The sequence below is a fragment of the Longimicrobiales bacterium genome, assembly GCA_035764935.1.
Lineage (GTDB): Bacteria > Gemmatimonadota > Gemmatimonadetes > Longimicrobiales > RSA9 > DASTYK01.
In genome coordinates, this window is the sequence record DASTYK010000099.1 from 22,094 (window position 1) to 39,311 (window position 17,218).

At 68.6% G+C, this 17,218-nt stretch carries 19 protein-coding genes; 11 read left to right on the forward strand and 8 right to left on the reverse strand.

The features are described from left to right. The gene (mutS, locus tag VFU06_08220; protein HEU5209381.1) at positions 1-2,634 is read right to left on the reverse strand and encodes a DNA mismatch repair protein MutS; all 2,634 of its coding nucleotides are present in this window, start codon (positions 2,632-2,634) and stop codon (positions 1-3) included. Between the two features lie 147 nt (positions 2,635-2,781). Between mutS and VFU06_08225 the strand changes: the two genes are divergently transcribed. The 7 genes from VFU06_08225 to VFU06_08255 all read left to right on the forward strand — a co-directional run bounded on the left by VFU06_08225 (position 2,782) and on the right by VFU06_08255 (position 8,581). After that, positions 2,782-5,586 carry a 2-oxoglutarate dehydrogenase E1 component gene (locus VFU06_08225; GenBank protein ID HEU5209382.1) on the forward strand — a complete coding sequence of 935 codons (2,805 nt, stop codon included), beginning with the start codon at positions 2,782-2,784 and terminating at the stop codon, positions 5,584-5,586. A gap of 140 nt (positions 5,587-5,726) precedes the next feature. Beyond that, a complete protein-coding gene (locus VFU06_08230) occupies positions 5,727-5,906 on the forward strand; it encodes a hypothetical protein (protein ID HEU5209383.1) in 180 nt (59 codons plus the stop codon). A 150-nt stretch (positions 5,907-6,056) separates the two neighbouring features. Next, positions 6,057-6,617 (forward strand): hypothetical protein, encoded by a 561-nt coding sequence (locus VFU06_08235; protein HEU5209384.1) that lies wholly within the window; start codon positions 6,057-6,059, stop codon positions 6,615-6,617. A gap of 110 nt (positions 6,618-6,727) precedes the next feature. After that, positions 6,728-7,561: a uracil-DNA glycosylase family protein gene (locus VFU06_08240; GenBank protein ID HEU5209385.1), complete on the forward strand. Its 834-nt coding sequence runs from the start codon at positions 6,728-6,730 to the stop codon at positions 7,559-7,561. A 48-nt stretch (positions 7,562-7,609) separates the two neighbouring features. Next, entirely contained in the window at positions 7,610-7,849 is a 240-nt protein-coding gene (locus VFU06_08245) for a hypothetical protein (protein ID HEU5209386.1), read from the forward strand. A gap of 8 nt (positions 7,850-7,857) precedes the next feature. Further along, a complete protein-coding gene (locus VFU06_08250) occupies positions 7,858-8,160 on the forward strand; it encodes a hypothetical protein (protein ID HEU5209387.1) in 303 nt (100 codons plus the stop codon). Positions 8,161-8,356: 196 nt separating this feature from the next. Next, positions 8,357-8,581: a hypothetical protein gene (locus VFU06_08255; GenBank protein ID HEU5209388.1), complete on the forward strand. Its 225-nt coding sequence runs from the start codon at positions 8,357-8,359 to the stop codon at positions 8,579-8,581. Here the strand turns inward: VFU06_08255 and VFU06_08260 are convergent. The 5 genes from VFU06_08260 to trpS all read right to left on the reverse strand — a co-directional run bounded on the left by VFU06_08260 (position 8,578) and on the right by trpS (position 14,112). Further along, the gene (locus tag VFU06_08260) at positions 8,578-10,818 is read right to left on the reverse strand and encodes a carboxypeptidase regulatory-like domain-containing protein (protein ID HEU5209389.1); all 2,241 of its coding nucleotides are present in this window, start codon (positions 10,816-10,818) and stop codon (positions 8,578-8,580) included. The two genes, VFU06_08255 and VFU06_08260, sit on opposite strands and share 4 nt — an antisense overlap. A 149-nt stretch (positions 10,819-10,967) precedes the next feature. Then, positions 10,968-11,813 carry a zf-HC2 domain-containing protein gene (locus VFU06_08265; protein HEU5209390.1) on the reverse strand — a complete coding sequence of 282 codons (846 nt, stop codon included), beginning with the start codon at positions 11,811-11,813 and terminating at the stop codon, positions 10,968-10,970. Beyond that, on the reverse strand, positions 11,797-12,294 hold the full coding sequence (locus VFU06_08270) for a sigma-70 family RNA polymerase sigma factor (protein ID HEU5209391.1): 498 nt from the start codon (positions 12,292-12,294) through the stop codon (positions 11,797-11,799). Before VFU06_08270 ends, VFU06_08265 begins: the two co-directional genes overlap by 17 nt. Positions 12,295-12,411: 117 nt before the next feature. After that, positions 12,412-13,050, reverse strand: coding sequence for a DUF2911 domain-containing protein (locus VFU06_08275; protein ID HEU5209392.1), 639 nt, complete (start codon positions 13,048-13,050; stop codon positions 12,412-12,414). A 48-nt stretch (positions 13,051-13,098) separates the two neighbouring features. Then, positions 13,099-14,112 (reverse strand): tryptophan--tRNA ligase, encoded by a 1,014-nt coding sequence (trpS, locus tag VFU06_08280; protein HEU5209393.1) that lies wholly within the window; start codon positions 14,110-14,112, stop codon positions 13,099-13,101. Between the two features lie 158 nt (positions 14,113-14,270). Between trpS and VFU06_08285 the strand changes: the two genes are divergently transcribed. Together VFU06_08285 and VFU06_08290 are read left to right on the forward strand one after the other, a co-directional pair. Further along, positions 14,271-14,768 (forward strand): DUF892 family protein, encoded by a 498-nt coding sequence (locus tag VFU06_08285; protein HEU5209394.1) that lies wholly within the window; start codon positions 14,271-14,273, stop codon positions 14,766-14,768. Between the two features lie 2 nt (positions 14,769-14,770). Continuing rightward, positions 14,771-15,097 (forward strand): Rieske 2Fe-2S domain-containing protein, encoded by a 327-nt coding sequence (locus VFU06_08290; GenBank protein HEU5209395.1) that lies wholly within the window; start codon positions 14,771-14,773, stop codon positions 15,095-15,097. Here the strand turns inward: VFU06_08290 and VFU06_08295 are convergent, their stop codons facing one another. Continuing rightward, positions 15,098-15,424 carry a hypothetical protein gene (locus VFU06_08295; GenBank protein ID HEU5209396.1) on the reverse strand — a complete coding sequence of 109 codons (327 nt, stop codon included), beginning with the start codon at positions 15,422-15,424 and terminating at the stop codon, positions 15,098-15,100. Between the two features lie 118 nt (positions 15,425-15,542). Then, positions 15,543-15,977 carry a 6-carboxytetrahydropterin synthase gene (locus VFU06_08300; GenBank protein ID HEU5209397.1) on the reverse strand — a complete coding sequence of 145 codons (435 nt, stop codon included), beginning with the start codon at positions 15,975-15,977 and terminating at the stop codon, positions 15,543-15,545. Positions 15,978-16,147: 170 nt separating this feature from the next. On the opposite strand from VFU06_08300, the gene VFU06_08305 reads away from it, so the two are divergent. Next, the gene (locus tag VFU06_08305; protein HEU5209398.1) at positions 16,148-16,573 is read left to right on the forward strand and encodes a response regulator; all 426 of its coding nucleotides are present in this window, start codon (positions 16,148-16,150) and stop codon (positions 16,571-16,573) included. A gap of 68 nt (positions 16,574-16,641) precedes the next feature. After that, positions 16,642-17,217: a YIP1 family protein gene (locus VFU06_08310; protein ID HEU5209399.1), complete on the forward strand. Its 576-nt coding sequence runs from the start codon at positions 16,642-16,644 to the stop codon at positions 17,215-17,217. Position 17,218: the final 1 nt, after the last annotated feature.

The following is a 17,218-nucleotide window of genomic DNA, read 5'->3' on the forward strand; positions in this document are numbered from 1 at the left end:
TCAGGGGTTGTGCCGCGTCGGCGTGCCGGGGGCAGCGCCGATCATGTCGTGCAGCTCGGCAAGGATCGTCAGTGCCTGGATGGGGGTCAGCCGGTCCACGTCGAGTCGACGCAGGCGCTCCAGCACCGCCGGCTCCGGCTGGTGGAAGAGCGAAAGCTGATCACGCGCCGCTGCGGCCGGCGCATGAGCGCCACTGCGGCCGAGCCCCGCACCCGCGCCGCCGTGTGCGCCCTCGAGCTCGTGCAGGATTTCGCGGGCCCGTGCGACGACCTCCGCCGGCAGCCCTGCCAGCCGGCCGACCTCGATGCCGTAGCTGCGGTCGGCGCCGCCCGGCTGCAGGTGGTGCAGGAACACGATGTCGTGACCGACTTCGCGCACCGCGACATTGAAGTTCACGAGTGCCGCCAGCAGCTCCGACAGCTGCGTCAGCTCATGGTAGTGCGTCGCGAAGATCGTCTTGGCGCCGGTCGTCTCGTGCAGGTGCTCGGTGACCGCCCATGCGATGCTCACCCCGTCGTACGTTGCCGTACCGCGGCCGATCTCGTCGAGCAGCACGAGCGAGCTGCGTGTGGCGTTGTGCAGGATCGCCGCGGTCTCGTGCATCTCGACCATGAACGTCGACTGCCCGCGCACGAGATTGTCGCTCGCCCCGACCCGCGTGAAGATGCGATCGCACACCGGCAGCCGCGCCCGTCCCGCAGGCACGAAGCTGCCGATCTGCGCGAGCAGCTGGATCAGTCCGACCTGGCGCAGCAGCGTGCTCTTGCCGGCCATGTTGGGGCCGGTCAGGATCATGATGCGCTGGTCTTCGTCGAGCACCACGTCGTTCGGGATGAACGCTTCGCGCGGCATCATCGTCTCGACGACGGGATGGCGGCCCGCCCGGATCTCGAGCGCGTAGCCGCTGTGCACCTCCGGGCGCACGTAGTCGCGACGTTCGGCAAGGTGTGCAAGCGTGCAGAGCACATCGAGCTCTGCAACCGACGCGGCGGTATCCTGCAGCCGCGTCGTCTGCTCCGCCACCTGCGCGCGCACCTCACCGAACAGTCTGACTTCGAGCGACGCGATGCGCTCCTCGGCGGTGAGCACCTTCTGCTCCCACGACTTCAGCTCCGGCGTGACGTAACGCTCCGCATTGGCGAGCGTCTGCTTGCGCTCGTAATCGGCCGGCACCCGCTCGGCGTTCGCGCGCGTCACCTCGATGAAGTAGCCGAACACCTTGTTGTACCCGACCTTGAGCGAGCTGATGCCGGTGCGCTCGCGCTCCTGCGCCTGCAGCCGCGCGATCGTGTCCTGCGCACCGTCGCGCAGCAGGCGCAGCTCGTCCAGCGCCTGGTCGTACCCCTCGCGGATCACGCCGCCACTGCCGGCCGCGGGATCGGGCGTGTCCGCAAGGGCACGCGCGAGGAGTGCGTGCACGTCGCCCAGCGTGTCCAGTGCCGAGATGCGGTTCAGCATCGGCGCGCGCACACCCTCGAGCGCGCCATGCAGTGCAGGCAGTCGCTGCAGTGCCGCGCGCAGTGCGCCGAGATCGCGGGGCTGCGCGCGGGCCGCACCGACCCTGGCCGCGAGCCGTTCCAGGTCGCGGATCTCCTTCAGCTCGGTCCGCACCGCCCGCCGGCGCGGCGCGTCCTCCAGCAGCTCGGCAACCGCGTCCTGCCGCGCCCAGATCCGCTCGGCGGAGAGCAGCGGGCGGAGCACCCAGCGACGCAGCAGACGGGCGCCCATCGCGGTGAGCGTTTCGTCGATGACGTCGATCAGGGTCGCCGCACGACTTCCCCGCGCATCGGAGCGCAGCGGCTCGACCAGCTCGAGGTTGCGGCGGGTCATCTCGTCCAGCGCCATGGCAGCGCCGCTGCGCTCCAGGCGGGGCGGCCGCAGCGCCGCGAGCGCCCCGGGCTGCACCTCGCCCAGGTACGCGACCAGGGCGCCCAGTGCGCCGATGCAGGGACCGTCCTCGGGCTGGAACCCGAACCCCGCGAGGCCGTGGACACGGTAGCGGCGCTGGAGCTCATCGGCGGCCGCGTCGGCCTCGAACAGCCAGTCCGGCCGGAAGGTCCGGACGGGCAGCGGTCCGGACCACTCCCGGCTCTCCCACGACGCCGGCAGCAGCAGCTCCGCCGGCTCCAGCCGCGCCAGCTCCGCCTCCAGCGCCGCCTGCTCCACCTGCAGCGCGATCACCTCGCCCGTGGAGATGTCCGCGGCCGCAATCGCCAGCTCCCCGGCACCCGCCTCGCGCAGCGCGACGAGGAAGTTGTTGCGCCGGTCGGACAGCAGTGAGTCCGACAGGAGCGCGCCCGGCGTGACGGTCTCGAGCACCTCGCGGCGGACGATGCCCTTCGCCTCGGCCGGGTCCTCGACCTGCTCGCAGATCGCGACGCGCTGGCCAAGCCGGATCAGGCGCTCGATGTACTCGTCGCGGGCCCGCGCCGGCACACCCGCCAGCGGGACGTTCGCCGCGCCGCCGTTGTTGCGGGACGTGAGTGTCAGGCCGAGCAGCCGGGCCCCTTCCTCGGCGTCCTCACAGAACATTTCGTAGAAGTCGCCGACGCGAAAAAATACGAGCGCATCCGGGTGGCGCGACTTGGCGTCGCGCCACTGTTGCATCAGCGGGGTGTCGTCCGACTTCGGCATGCCGGCACGATAACCGCAGCGTGGATCGGGCGGCAACACGAGCACACGCGTGCGCTTTACTTCCCTCTGTGGCAGGGTCATCTTTCAGTGCTTTGTCCGGGCGCCGGAGTGGCGCCACAGAATTCGCCCTTCACGGGCGTCGATCAAATGGATGGCACCACTGTGATCAAGCCGAGTTTTGACGCATACAATGCCGCCTACGTGCAGTCCCTGTACGACCGCTACCTGCAGAATCCCGCGGCGGTCGACGAGGTGTGGCGTGCCTGGTTCGAGACGGAGGAAGGGCGGCGCGGGTTGCTGGGCGCACCGTCGCACAACGGTGCGGTCGTCGCGGCCGCGCCGGAGGCGGGGGGACTGACCCGCTCTCATCTGCGGGCGGCATTCGCGGCCGGCGAGCTGGTGGACGCGTACCGGCTGCACGGCCACCGCGCGGCGCACCTGGACCCCCTCGGCAGCGAGCCGGTCGGGCATCCCATGCTGGATCCGTCGTTCCACGGCACGAGCGAGGACGAGCTGGCGAGTGTGCCGACCGACCTGTTCGGCCTGGAGCACGCCGGCGACAACATGCGCGACGCCCTGCACTGGCTGCGCTCGATCTACTGCGGCCCGATCGGCTACGAATACGAGTTCCTGGAGGATCCGACCAGCCGCGAGTGGCTGCGCGAGCGGATCGAGACGGGCGTGCACACCGTGCAGCTCGACGCGGCCGGCCAGCGCCGGCTGCTCGACCGGCTGACGCAGGTGGAGGCATTCGAGCAGTTCCTGCACCGCTCCTACCTGGGACAGAAGCGCTTCTCGATCGAAGGCAACGACATGATGGTGCCGATGATCGATCGCGCGATCGAGCAGGCAGCCCGGGCCGGTGCGCAGGAGGTCGTGATCGGCATGGCGCATCGCGGCAGACTGAACGTGCTGACGCACGTGCTGGGCATGCCGTACGCTTCGATCCTCAAGAAGTTCGAGGGTCACTACGACGAGGGGCCGGGCACCGGCGACGTGAAGTACCACCTCGGCTTCGAGGGCAGCATCGAGACGCCTGCCGGAACGGTGAACGGGCTCCTTTCGCCGAACCCGAGCCACCTCGAGTTCGTGCATGCCGTCGTCGAGGGAATGACGCGCGCCAAGCAGACCGACCGCTCGCAGCGCACGATCACGCAGGACCCGGATCTCGTCGTCCCGATCGTCATCCACGGCGACGCCGCGTTCTCCGGCCAGGGCGTGGTCCCCGAGACGCTCAACCTGGCGCGGCTGAACGGCTACAGGACCGGCGGCACGCTGCACATCATCGCCAACAACCAGGTCGGCTTCACGACGGACCCGCGCGATGCGCGCTCGACCGACTACGCGAGCGATATCGCACGCGGCTACGACGTTCCCGTCTTCCACGTCAACGCCGACGATCCCGAGGCATGCCTCGCCGTGATCAACCTCGCGATGGCGTACCGAGCCCGCTTCCACAGCGACGTCGTCATCGATCTCATCGGCTACCGCAAGTACGGGCATAACGAGGGCGACGAGCCGACCTACACGCAGCCGGTACGCTACCGCAGGATCGCATCGCATCCCACGGTGCGGACGCTCTGGGGCGAGCAGCTCGTCAGGCGCGGCACACTCGCGGAGAGCGACGTCACCGCAGCATGGGATCGCGTCTACAACGGGCTGATCGCCGAGCAGCAGCAGATCCGGGACACGGGTGCGCGGGACGAGGAGATCGAGCTGGAGATGCCGCAGGTCGAGGCGCCGACGCCGATCGACACCACCGTGCCTGCGGTCGTGGTGAAGTCGATCGACGCGCAGCTCCACCAGTGGCCCGACACGTTCAGCGTGAACCCCAAGCTGCAGCGCCAGCTGGACCGGCGCGGCAAGGTGGTGCCAGAGAACGGCAACCTCGACTGGGCGCACGGCGAAGCACTGGCATTCGGGTCCCTGCTGCGCGACGGCGTGCCGATCCGCCTCACCGGACAGGATGTCGAGCGCGGCACGTTCAGCCAGCGACACCTCGTGCTGCATGACGCCGAATCGAACCAGCTGCACACGCCGCTCGCGAACCTCGAGGAGGGACGCGCATCCTTCGAGGTGTACAACAGCCCGCTCAGCGAGCTCGCGACAATGGGCTTCGAGTACGGCTTCTCGGTCGTCGCACCAAAGGCGCTCGTGCTGTGGGAAGCACAGTTCGGCGACTTCGTCAACGGCGCACAGGTCATCATCGACCAGTTCATCACGGCCGGCAGGGAGAAGTGGGGGCAGGAGTCACGGCTCGTGCTGCTGCTGCCGCACGGCTACGAGGGCCAGGGGCCGGAGCACTCCAGCGCCCGCCTCGAACGCTTCCTGCAGCAGGCGGCCGAAGGCAACATCCGCGTCGCCAACTGCACGACGCCCGCACAGTACTTCCACCTGCTGCGTCGTCAGGCACTGCTCGACGACAAGCGCCCGCTCATCGTGATGACGCCCAAGAGCCTGCTCCGTCATCCGCGTGCGACGTCCAGACCCGCGGAACTCTCCGAGGGCGGCTTCCGCTTCGTCATCGATGACGAGGCGATTCAGGATCGCCAGGCCGTCGAGCGCATCGTGGCGTGCACCGGCAAGGTCTACTACGACCTGCTCGCCCGGCGCGAAGAGGAGAACAGCGACGCGATCGCGCTGGTCCGCGTGGAGCAGCTCTACCCGTTCCCTTCGGATCAGCTGCGCGAGCTCGTCGCGTCGTACCCGAACGTGCGCGAGATCGTCTGGACGCAGGAGGAGCCGGCCAACATGGGCGCATGGCGATTCGTCCAGCCGCTGCTCCAGGACGTGGCCGGCTCGGCGGAGGTCCGCTACAACGGCCGCCCCGAGCGCGCATCTCCGGCCGAGGGGTACCTCAGCACGCATGAGGCAACGCAGCGCGAGATCGTGCAGCGGGCCCTCACCGTGCAGCGGCCCCGGCGCGCTGCGCGCAAGCGCGCAGAAGCGTAGTCCGGGCGGTCCCGGGCTGCCGGGCAGGCCTCACGCGACGGCCGGCGGTACAGTACCGCCGGCCGTTCGCTCACTGCCCCGCTGCAGGGCACGCGACTTGCCCCCGCAAAGCGCCGATCGTGCACATTCCAGGAGGCGCCATGTCCTCGTTCGGCATCTACATCATCGGCTTCGTCATCCTCATCATCGGTCTGGCCATTGCCGCGACCCTGCTCGGCGTACCGACGGTGTGGATCGGTGTGGGAATCATCGTGCTCATCGGGCTGGGCATCCTCAGCGGCGTATCCCGCACGCGGAACCCGGATCCGCCGGAGTCGTAGGCCACGAACTTGGCCGGGGCGCGAACCGGCCTTCCGCGCGGTGTGCGAGACCGCCCGCGATGCCTGCTGACACGGAACGGCCGCGCGGAACGTTTTTCCTGAAGTGGGGCTAAATTTCCTTCTGCGTACACAGGTTCACCGGGAAGGAACGTGGATTCGCTGGTCGTTGTCACGCATCCGCAGCCGCTGCTGCTCGAGGCCCGTCCGATCCGACACCCGGACACCCCGCCCGGGAGTGCCGCGCTCGCGTATTACCACGAGAACCGACTCGTTGCGCGCGGCGTCGTCGCGGAGACGGCGGTGCCGGCGATCCGCAGCCTGCTGCGCATGCCGGTCGCCGTCGCACTGGCGGCGACGGAGGATCCCGATCACAACATCGAGGCGCGTGTCTGCCTCGTCCTGCCCGTGGATGCGGGCGAGCTGCAGCGTTTCATCGAGGACGACGAGGAGGAGCCGGACGAGCCGTGGAAGGCCAGCGTGCCGGCGCCCCCGTTCGAGACGGAGTCTTCTTCCTCCTATGAAGACGACGACGAGGAAGATGACCAGGCGCGGCTCGCGCTGCTGCCGATCGGCAACGTCGTACGCGGCGCAGGCGACCGGCACCATGAAGACGTTGCTGCAGACGCGCGTGAGATGCTGCAGAACCTGCTGGCCGGCCGCGCTCGCGGTGCAGTGGACAAGGCCATTGACGATCTGCTCGACAGCCTCTGAGTAAGCTGGCCCCTGCGAACGCGGAGACGCAGGCCGCGGAGGAGCGACGCTTCCGTCGCATCTTCCGTCGCGTGCATGCCGGACACCCCGCGTGTCTGCGAGACGAGTGGGTGAGCGAGACGTGCCGCACTGCCGGCGGCGACGTCGTCCAACGCCCGATGGTATGGAGCCGGCGCAACGGCCCATGGCGCCGCGTGCCGATCCTGTTCGTCGGGGCTGCGCCGGGCAATGCGGGTGGTCGCGGGCGCGGTGAGCTGGGTGCGCACGGCACGCGGATCCCGTTCGGCGGTGACATCGCGGGCGCAAACCTGGATGCGCTGCTCGGCAGCATCGGCCTGGACCGCAACCAGGTGTTCCTGACCGCATCGTACAATGCGCTGCCCGCTGCGGGCGGTGGCGAGCCGACGCCAGCCGAGCTGCGCGAGCCGGTCGGAGAGTACGAGAGCAGCCTTCACCTGCTGCGCGATACCATCCTTGCAACCGGCGCGCCGCTGCTCGTGGCGCTTGGCAATGTCGGCATGCGCTCGATCGCGACGGCTGCGCGCCTCGCGGATGATGAACGGATTGTCACGCAGAACGCGCTGGCAAAGCGCGGTGCGACGCGCAACATTGTATTCGATCTCGCGCTGCTCGAGCCGGACGCAGGGTTCCGACGCACGTGGGAACGCGCGTGGACATCGCCCCTGCCACGGGTGCTCTGGACGACGCATCCCAGCGCGCAGAACATGAGCCCCTTCGCACGCACGGAAACACTGTTCCACGCGCGCATGCTCGAGACGCGCGCAGCGCTGCGTGAGGCAGCACACAGCGTCCTCGGCCTCCCGCTGCCGGAGGAGAGACCGCATCCGGAACCGGTGGGGATCTACGCTCTGCCCGAATGGCGGGAGCGCGTAGCACCGCACCATGAGCGGCTCGACAGGCTGTGGCGGGAGAAGGGCGTCTGATCAAGACCGTTGCTCCCGCTGCGCCACGCGGTTAGCGTTCAGAGCGAAATGGTTTACTACGCTCGTACCCCGCTGCGCCGGCTGATCCCCACCGTGCTCGTCCGCCTCGCCACCGATGATGGTGAGGTGACGTTCCGGGCACGCTGGCGACAGACGCCAATCGAGTTGCAGCGGATGATCATGTTCCGCCTGCGCCGCGGTCACCCGCTCTGGTTCGAGGATGATCGAGGCCGGGACCTGTGCTTCAAGCCTGAAGCGGTCTGGGCCGCAGTCGTCGACGGTCGGTAGGAGGTTTCATGTCACAACTCATCGTTGCCGTCATGCAGGCGGCTGCCAGTGGCGCGGATGCCGTGCCCACGCCGGGCTGGTGGCAGTGGCTGATGGACTTCATCGACACGCCCGCTCCGTACTCCCCGTTTTCCGAGTACCTCCTCGTCCTCTTCGTCCTGTGGCTGATGGCACGCCGCGACGCGCGCAAACAGGGCGACTTCGGCCGCCAGGCGCAGGAGGTGCTGGACGAGAAGTACCAGGCGGGCGAGATCAGCGAAGCGGCCTACAACAAGTATCGCCAGGACATTTCGTTGCGCCCCAAGCACTAGGTTTCTTTGTCTACCACAGAGGGCACAGAGGCCACAGAGTTTTTTTCACCGCGGAGGCGCTGAGGTTTTTCGCGGAGGTCCGCTGAGGTTTTTTTATCGACGACGCTGCGTTCCGGTGGGACGCAGCGTTTCGTTTTTGTGGTTGGTTCGCGGTGCGGATGGTTGCCGGCGTTTCCGCTTAATCTGAGCAGCAACGTTGCAGTTTCCGCGCGATGACAGCGCAGCAGGATGCGGGGATGAAGCCAGCGTCGCGACGAAGCAACTACAACAAAAAGCGCGTGCGTTCGGCGCGGACATCGAAGTGCGCGAAGAACATGCGCAACAGGCAAATCCTCCGCGTACCTCCGCGAAAAATCTCAGCGCCTCTGCGGTAAAAAAAAGCTCTGTGCCCTCTGTGTCCTCGGTGGTAGATAAAAACTAGAACCGCCACTCGACGCCGAGCACCGGCAGAACCGGCAGGGATGCCAGCGGCTTCAGCTCCGTACCGGATGGTGTACGATCGTAGTGGTAGAAAATCGCGTCACGGCGGTTCAGCGCGTTGAGCAGCTTCAGGTATGGCGTGACATCGAACACGGCACCGTTCAGCTCGCCACTCCACGTGTGCTCGACGCGTGCATCGACGCGCAGGTAGGGACGCTCGGGCTGCTCGCTGGTCGCGCTCGGGATGGACGCGACTTCGGTGTGGATGTGCGGGCCGGGTGTGCTGGCGCTCATGGTCGAGAACACGGGCGCGGCATTGTCGGGCTCGGGGATCGCGGTGTACGGCAGCCCCGAGCCGTAGGAGACGCGGACGTCGAATGCGCCGCGTCCGAAGGTGGGCCCGGCTACGCCGGCGCTGATCAGGTGGCGTCCTGCGAAGCGGCGCGCGTCGGCCGCGTAGCGGTCGTCGGCGTCATTGGACCAGACCCAGCCCAGGGAATAGCCGAGCCAGCCGGCGATGCGGTCGCCGTCGCGCCGCACCCAGAGCTCCACGCCGGATGCCTCCGCGCGATCGCTGATCGCGCTCGGCAGGCCGTCGTATGCCTTGTAATAGCCTTCCAGTGCGAGCACCATCGCATCGCCGAGATCCTGCGCGAGGTGCATGGTGACGTGTGACGCGCGCGCGACGGTCAGCGGCGGTGTCGCGATCGCGTCGTGCACGACGGAACCGACGAAGATGATCTCGTCTTCGGGTGCGCGGACGTACTGGTGGTAGCGGCCCCCTGCCACGGTGATCGCGGCGCGCTGGCCCAGCGCGAGGGTGAGCGAGATGCGCGGCGCGAAGCGCATGTCGTCGATCAGCTCGAAGCGATCACCGCGCAATCCGGCGCGCAGCCGGAGCCCGCGCAGCAGATTGAGCGATGCATCGACGTACGCGCCGCCCGAGTCGCCCTGCCCTTCCGCGCGCAGCAGCACGGAATCCTCCTCGGCACCGCGCACTGCGGCCGTGTAGTCGAACGTCATCCGGTCGATGGACGCGCCGTACGCCAGGCGAACCGGGCCGGCCATGCGCTCGAAGTCGGCCGCGATGCGCGAGCGTGAGGACTCCGCCGACGTCAGCAGCGGGCGGATCCCGCCGATCGGCAGCGTCGTCTGGAACGTGCCACCCGCGAGCGTGAACAGCGCGTTCGAGCCGAGCACCCGGCCGCGGTAGCGAAGCGACGCCGCGCGGTTGCCCCAGGCGGTCTCACCGTCCGCGCGCGAGGTGCTGTCGAGCTGTATCCCTTCCTCGTTCCAGAAGCCCGTGAGCGAGAGCTCCCCACCGGCCAGCGGTGCGTCGAAGCGGGCGATGGCGTCCCCGTAGCGGTAGGGAAACGCATCCGAGAAGAAGGGCTCCGCACCGAAGCCGTGCACGGCCCGTCCAGCGATCAGGAACCCCGCATCGTGCGGCAGCGGGCCCTCGATGCGGCCCCGCGCCGACAGCATGTCTGCGCCGACCTCGGTGTGCACGCGCCCGGTGCGCGCGGAGCGGGACTCCAGCTCCATGATGTAGGAGAGGCCCCCGTCGAAGCGTGCCGGCGCACCGCCCAGGTACAGGTTCGCGGTGCCGAGCCAGTCCGTATCGAGTGCTGCGATCAACCCGCCCAGGTGGAAGGGGGCGTACACCGGCGCCCCGTCCAGCAGCACGAGCTTCATGTCCGCCTGGCCGCCACGGACGTACAGCACGTCCGAGGGATCGATTGGCTCATAGCCGGGAATCGCCCGTGTCATCTCGCCCAGGCCGAGCTCCGCGATGCCCGGCGACGCCTCGAGCACGTGAACACTCGCCGGCCCCAGCGCGCCTACCCCCGACGGCGTGCTGTCAGTCCGTGTCGTCGGGATCGATGCCGCGCGTGCGAACACCACGGGCAGCTGGACCGGGCGGAGCCGGAGCGCAAAATCGAGCGACACGCGACCACTGGACGGCACGGACACCTGCACGTCGAGTGGTGCGTGGTCGATGTGCGTGGCCCGCAGGACGCGCCGGCCTGCCGGCACGTTCCGCAGGATGTAGATCCCGTTCTCGTCCGTGGAGGTGCGCAGGTCGTCGCGGCCGCTCAGCGGGATCTCGACGACCGCGAAGCGAAGGGGCGCACCGCTGTTCTCACTGCGCACCTGCCCCCACACCAGTCCGGTCGCCTGGGCAGGTCCGGCCTGCAGCGACGCAATCAGGGCAAGGGCGGCGGCGATGGGCAGCATGGACTGCGCGACACTCCGTGGCAGGCGGATTCGCGGTACGGCCTGCCCGTCAGGCGAGCGGGTCGTTCAGGGCACTTACGAAGGAATAACACAAAAACGCGCGCAGGTGCAATCCACCTGCGCGCGTCTGCAGAACTGGCCCGGCAGAATCAGGGGGCGCGGAACACGATCACGTTGTCGCTGCGCTCGACCACATCCCCCGGCGTCTGCAGCGTCGTGCCTTCCTTTTGCAGCAGCGTCTGGCCATCTGCGACGATGCTGGCGTACGCCAGGCTGCGGGGCAGCAGGACGTGGACGACGCCGCTGCCGAGGCCTGTCGCCTGGATGCGGCTGGGCCCGGTGCTGAAGCGTGTCGCTGCCGAGGCCTCCGTTTCGACCGTGGCGGTCGGAGCGTCGACCAGCACGACGCGGATCGACTGCACCCGCTCCGCGCCGTCGAGCAGTACGGTGAGCCTGCCGTCGACGGGCTCGATCGAGATGGAGGCGAGCTCCGTCGATGTCGCGGGTGCCGTTGCCGGCCCGATCGTGCCCGGAGCGTCCGGCTCCTGGACGCTCACGGGATCCGGCCGCGTGAGCTGGTCCCACGCGCCGATCAGCCAGCGCTGGACCGGCGAGCCGGGGATCGCCGCGGCGGCCGCGCTGGTTACCAGCAGCGCGAGCATGGCAGCCTTCAGGAAACCGACCCGCGCCGGCCGCCCCCAGGAACGGTGGGCGTCGATACGAAGCACATCCGCATCATCATTTGCCCCGACGACCTCCGTGGCACGTTCGGCCGCGAGGGCCGTTATGCCAGGCTGAATTGCAGCCGCCGTCGACGCGGGTCGATCGAGCCAGGCGAGGGCATGCGAGACGCGAACGGCCGTGGCGCGCATCCCGGCGAGCGTGTCCGTGCACACGGCACACGCCTCCAGGTGCACGGCCAGGCTGCGCGCAGCGGCGCCCTCGACTTCGCCGTCGAGGAATGCCTGAAGCTGTCCCTCACTCAGGTGGTTCATCCGGAACGCCCTGTGAATCCAGTGCCTCCGCGAATCTGCGGAGCGCACGTGCAATCAATGTACCGACGGAAGCGGGCGCGACTCCGACGACGCCCGCGATCTCTTCATACTTGAAGCCCTCTTCGCGCATCAGCAGCAACTGCTGGTCCCGCTGCGAGAGCGTGTCGAGCGCACGTCGCACGATGGCGATACGCTCGTTTCGTTCGACCTGCGCATCCGGCAGCGGCACGTGCGCCGAAAGGGAGGGCGCCGTCTGGAGCAGCCGCTGGCGCCGATCGGTCCTGCGCGCGCCGTCGCGCACCAGGTTCATCGCAACGGTGAACAGCCACGGACGCACTTCCTCGTCCGGCAGCGACTGGCGAAGCAGTCGCACGAAGGCTTCCTGCGCGATGTCCTCCGCCACGTCCGGATCACCGGTGAGGCGATGCAGGTAGCGGTACAGCGACGGATACAGCTCCTGGAACTGCGCCTCGAAATCCACTGGCCTCCGGTCCAGACGGACTCAATCTAGGAACGCCCGAAGCGGGCCGGTCGTGACAGGGCGGCCGGCCGCGGCAGGCTGCCGCGACCGGCCGGGAAAGCGCCGGTGGCGCAACGCCTAACGGGCGAGCACCGGAATGGCCACGCGGGTGTGCTCCCACTCCAGGACGAGGGTGGCCCCACTGTCGGCCGGCTCAGAACGGATGGTGAACTGCTCGACGTGGTCTTCGAGACGCTCTGCCGCGACGGTGCCGCGGCCAACCTCCTGCGCCTCGATTTCGGGCGTGTACGAGCTCTCGTGACCCCACTGGTCGATCGCGCGGTTCACGATGACCGTCCACTCTGACTCACCCGGAATCGTGTACAGCGAGTAGGCGCCGGGCTCGACGTCGATGCCCGCGATGGAGGCGGGCACCGACACGTGGAGGACGGTCGGCTCGTTCGCGCCGGTCCGCCAGAGCCGGCCGAACGGCACGTTCTCGCCACCGATCATGGTGCGCCCGCGCGCGCTCGGGCGGCCGTAGCACACCAGCACCTCGCCGCCGTCGATGGTGAACCGGGTCGAGTCGTAGGGGCTCGCGCGCCCGGCCGGGTCGCGCTGCGGCTCGCAGCCGAGCTGCCCCGCATCCTGGTCCTGCGTGGCGGCGAGCGGCGCCGCCTGCTCTGCCTCCGCCGCCGGCGTTCCGTCGCCGGGCTGCTCACCGCCACAGGCGAGCAGCGTAGCCGTCATCGCCCACATGGCCTGCCGCAACTTCATCGTGCCCCTCCCCTGGTGTTATGTGGTCCGGTGCCGCCGGACGTCCGCTCAGCGATAATACGTCAGCCCCATCGCATCGCGCACGCGCGTCATGGTATCCCGCGCGACCGCGCGCGCCGCGTCGTTGCCCTCCTCGAGGATGCCTTCGATCAGCCCCTGCTGCGCGGCAAAGTGCTCCCGTCGCTCGCGCACCGGGCCGAGAAAGCCCTCGAGCGCGGCGACCAGCTTCTTCTTCACTTCGACGTCGCCGACGCGGCCTTCCCGGTAGCGCACTTTGAGGTCCTCGACCTCGTCACGATCCGGGTTGAACGCGTCATGGTAGATGAACACCGGATTGCCCTCCACGGTGCCGGGGTCCGTTGCCCGCAGCCGGTTCGGGTCCGTGTACATGCGCATCACCCGTTGACGAACGACGTCGGGCGGATCCGACAGGAAGATCGCATTGTCGAGCGACTTGGACATCTTTGCCTGGCCGTCGATACCGGGCAGTGTCGGCACCTCGCTGATCAGTGCCTCCGGCTCGGTGAACACCGGACCGTACAGGTAGTTGAAGCGACGCGCGATCTCACGCGTCACCTCCACGTGCGGCACGTTGTCCTTGCCCACGGGCACGACGTCCGCGCGCGGCAGCAGGATGTCAGCAGCCTGCAGCACGGGATAGCCGACGAGCCCGTAGGGCAGCACGTCGAGATGTGCGGCCTCCGCCATGTCCTTGATGCTGGGCAGCCGCTCGAGCCGCGGCAGCGAGACCAGCATCGCAAAATACAGTGTCAGCTCTGCCGTCTCCGGCACGGCGGACTGCACGAAGATGCGCGCGCGCTGCGGATCGATGCCGACCGACAGGTAGTCGAGCACGATCTCCCGGATGTAGCCGGGGATCTTCGCCACCGACTCCTTCTCCGGTTTGGTCGTGAGCGTGTGCAGGTCGGCGATGATGAAGAAGCACTCGTACTCATCCTGCAAGCGCACGCGATTCTGAATGCTGCCCAGCCAGTGACCGAGATGCAGCCTGCCCGTCGGCCGGTCGCCGGTCAGGATCCGGCGGCGTGGCGTGTTGTTCAACGTTCCTCCCGAATGTGGCACCTGGGGCGCGAAACATGGGGCCGGTATGCTGCCGCGTCCACCGTCCCGCGGCACGGGAACGCGTCTTGCCCCGCTGAGCCCTTGACACGGCGCGGATGCGCCGCGCCCCCCGGATCAGGAGCGGAACCGTGGAGTCGATGCGGGAATTGTACAGGCACCTTCTCGCGGAGGTGTACGACGCGGAGCGGCACACGCTGATGCTGCTCGACGAAGTCGAGACACACCTGGGCGCACCCGAGGCGCGCGACCAGGCGCGCGGCTGTCGTGCGGCCACCGGGCGCCAGCTCGAGATGCTGGAGCGCGCGATGGAGCTGCTGGGCGGCGCATGCCCGCAGGTATCGAGTGCGGCCATGGCGGGCGTCCGCGATGATCACCGGCGGCTCGTTGCCTCCGCGGCCGCGCCCTCGGTGCTGGAGACCGGCGGCATGATCGCCCTCGCCCGCGCGAGCGAGCTCACTGGCGCGATGTACCGCACGCTTGCCGCCCTGTCGGCGAGCTGTGGCCAGTCGGATGCCCGGCGGCTGATCGATCGTGCGATCGAGGAAGAGGCGGCCGTCGCCAGCCAGTGCACCGCCGTCGTTCCGCGACTGGTCGCAGCGGCTACCCTGCAGCGCGGACCGGCCGTCGTCGCCTGAGCATGGACGCACCCGGCTACGCGACCGTGCTGACCACGCCCGAGCTGGGGCCCGGTGCCATGGCGGGAGTCGAGGCGGCGGGCCGCCGCCTCGTCGTGCTCAATATCGCGCAGACGTACTATGCGCTCGATGGCACCTGCACGGGGTGCGGGCAGCGACTCGCGGAGACCGGCACGGTCCGCGGCGACGTCCTGGTCTGCACCAGCGACGACGCCAGCTTCGATGTTCACTCCGGCACCCGGATCGATGCACCGGGTGACCCCCTGCTCCGTTATGCGATCCGCATCTCGGGCAACGAGATCAGCATCGGTCCGCCGCTGGGCGACTGATCACCAGTCGCGATTCCGGCGGTCCCGCCGCTTCGGCTCCTGGCGCGGCTGCTCACGATTGATCGGGGTCGCCTTCTCGAACAGCGCGCGCAGCTCCTCGTCGTAGAGGCCCGCGAAGCGTCCTCGTGCAAGCAGCGCCTCGCGCTCCGGCTGCTCGGCTGTGCCCGCCGGCGCGAAGTGGATCGCGACCACCATGCCGAGTCCGTACGCACCGGAGCCCCACGCGCCCTTTCCTGCCACCCACGCGACCCAGGGAGCGCCGTTCACCTCGAACGTGCGACGCTCCGCGGGATCACGGTCCAGTTCGCGCGGCGGCCGCGGCTCCACCCCGTTCCTGGGCGGCTGCGACTGCGGCGATGCCGGTACGGGCGTGCGGCCTTCGCGAGCGGGTCCGGAGCCACGGCCATGACCGCGGTTGCGGTGCGAGCGGCCGTCACCGCCGCCGCTACCCCTGGGTGGACGGCCCGGCATAATCGACATACAGACTCTCGTCCTCGCGCAGTCTCAGGCGAACCAGTTTTGCACCCTGCGGCAAACCTTGCTCGATGCGAGGCCACAGCCATGCCGCGATGTTCTCGCAGGTCGGGATCGCGCGACCCGGACCGAACGCGTCGACGGCGTGATTCAGGTGCTGGTGATCGAGGCGCGCAACGACCTCGCGCTGCAGCAGCGCATCCAGCTCGCCGAGGTCGACGGAAAAGCCGGTCTGCTCGTCGATCTCGCCTTGCACCCGTACCTCGAGCACGTAATTATGCCCGTGTCCATGCGGATTGCTGCACGCGCCGAAGCGCTTTCGATTCTCCGCCTCGCTCCACTCCGGACGGTGGTAGCGGTGCGCGGCAGAGAAGCGGACTGTGCGTGTGAGCAGTGCTGAGGGCATGGGTCAAGCTACGCCGCTGCGCCCGATCTCGTCCAGCCTGCGGGGTGAGTGGGCGCGGGATTTGCGGCGCGGCGTGCGGACGTGTTCGCGCCGATCGCGCCGTGGCGCTCGGCGAAGTCAATTCCAACTGGTCTCGCCGCGCATTGCGTGTAGAACCTGGACTGGGCCTGTTGCAGCCGATTCGAGCCGAGCTGAGGTCGGAGCACGACCTGAGCAATAGATCGCCGACGATCCTGATCGCCGAGGACCATCTCGACAGCCGCGATGCCATGCGTGCGCTGCTCGAGGCATTCGGCTTCCAGGTCATCGTCGCCGTGGACGGCCGCCAGGCGGTCGATGTCGCGCTCGCGCAGAATCCCGACCTGATCCTTATGGACATCATGATGCCGGAGCTGGACGGCTTCGAGGCGACGCGCCAGCTGCGCCAGCATCATGCGACGGCGAGCATCCCGATCATCGCCGTCACCGCGATGGAGGGTGCGCAGCGGCTCGCGCTGCAGGCCGGCGCCAACGACTATGTCCGCAAGCCGATCGATATCCGGGGCCTCATCGCAAAGGTACACGACTGGCTGCCGAATTCGGATCCGGAGAACTGAACAGCGCGCCACCTGAAGCGGGTGAGCCGACGTCCAGTGCGAGCTGGCCGCCGCCACCGGGCGCGTCCCTGCTCGACGCCGTCGCGCATGCGTGGAAGGAAAGTGTCTTCGCGCCGCGCCGGTTCTTTCCACAGCTCGGGCGCGAGCAGCAGCTTGCGCCCAGCCTCTGGTACTACATTGCGCTGGGCCTGATAGTCAGTGGTGTCGGGCTGTTCTGGCAGATGGTGTTCCCCGCCGCACAGCCGTCCTACCTGCTCGCCCGCATGAGCGGAGCGGCCGTGGAGCAGATGAACCCGCTGCAGGACTTCCTGCTCGCCCCGCTCGTCCTGGTTCTCTCGCTGTTCATCACGACGGGCGTCGTGCACGTGATGCTGTTGATCATGGGTGGCGCGAAGAACGGGTTTCCGACGACCGTTCGTGTCTTCTGCCACGCCTACAGCCCGCAGATCGCGGTGATCATCCCGTTCGTGGGTGGCGTGATCGGCGGGGTGTGGATGCTCGTGGTCGCGGTGGTCGGCGTGCGCGAGGCACACGGCACGACGAGCGCACGCGCCGCGATCGCCGTGCTGCTGCCGGCCTTTCTGCTCATCGTGTTCGGGATCCTGGCGGCCCTGCTGCTGATGGCGGGCTCGGTCGCTCTCTGAG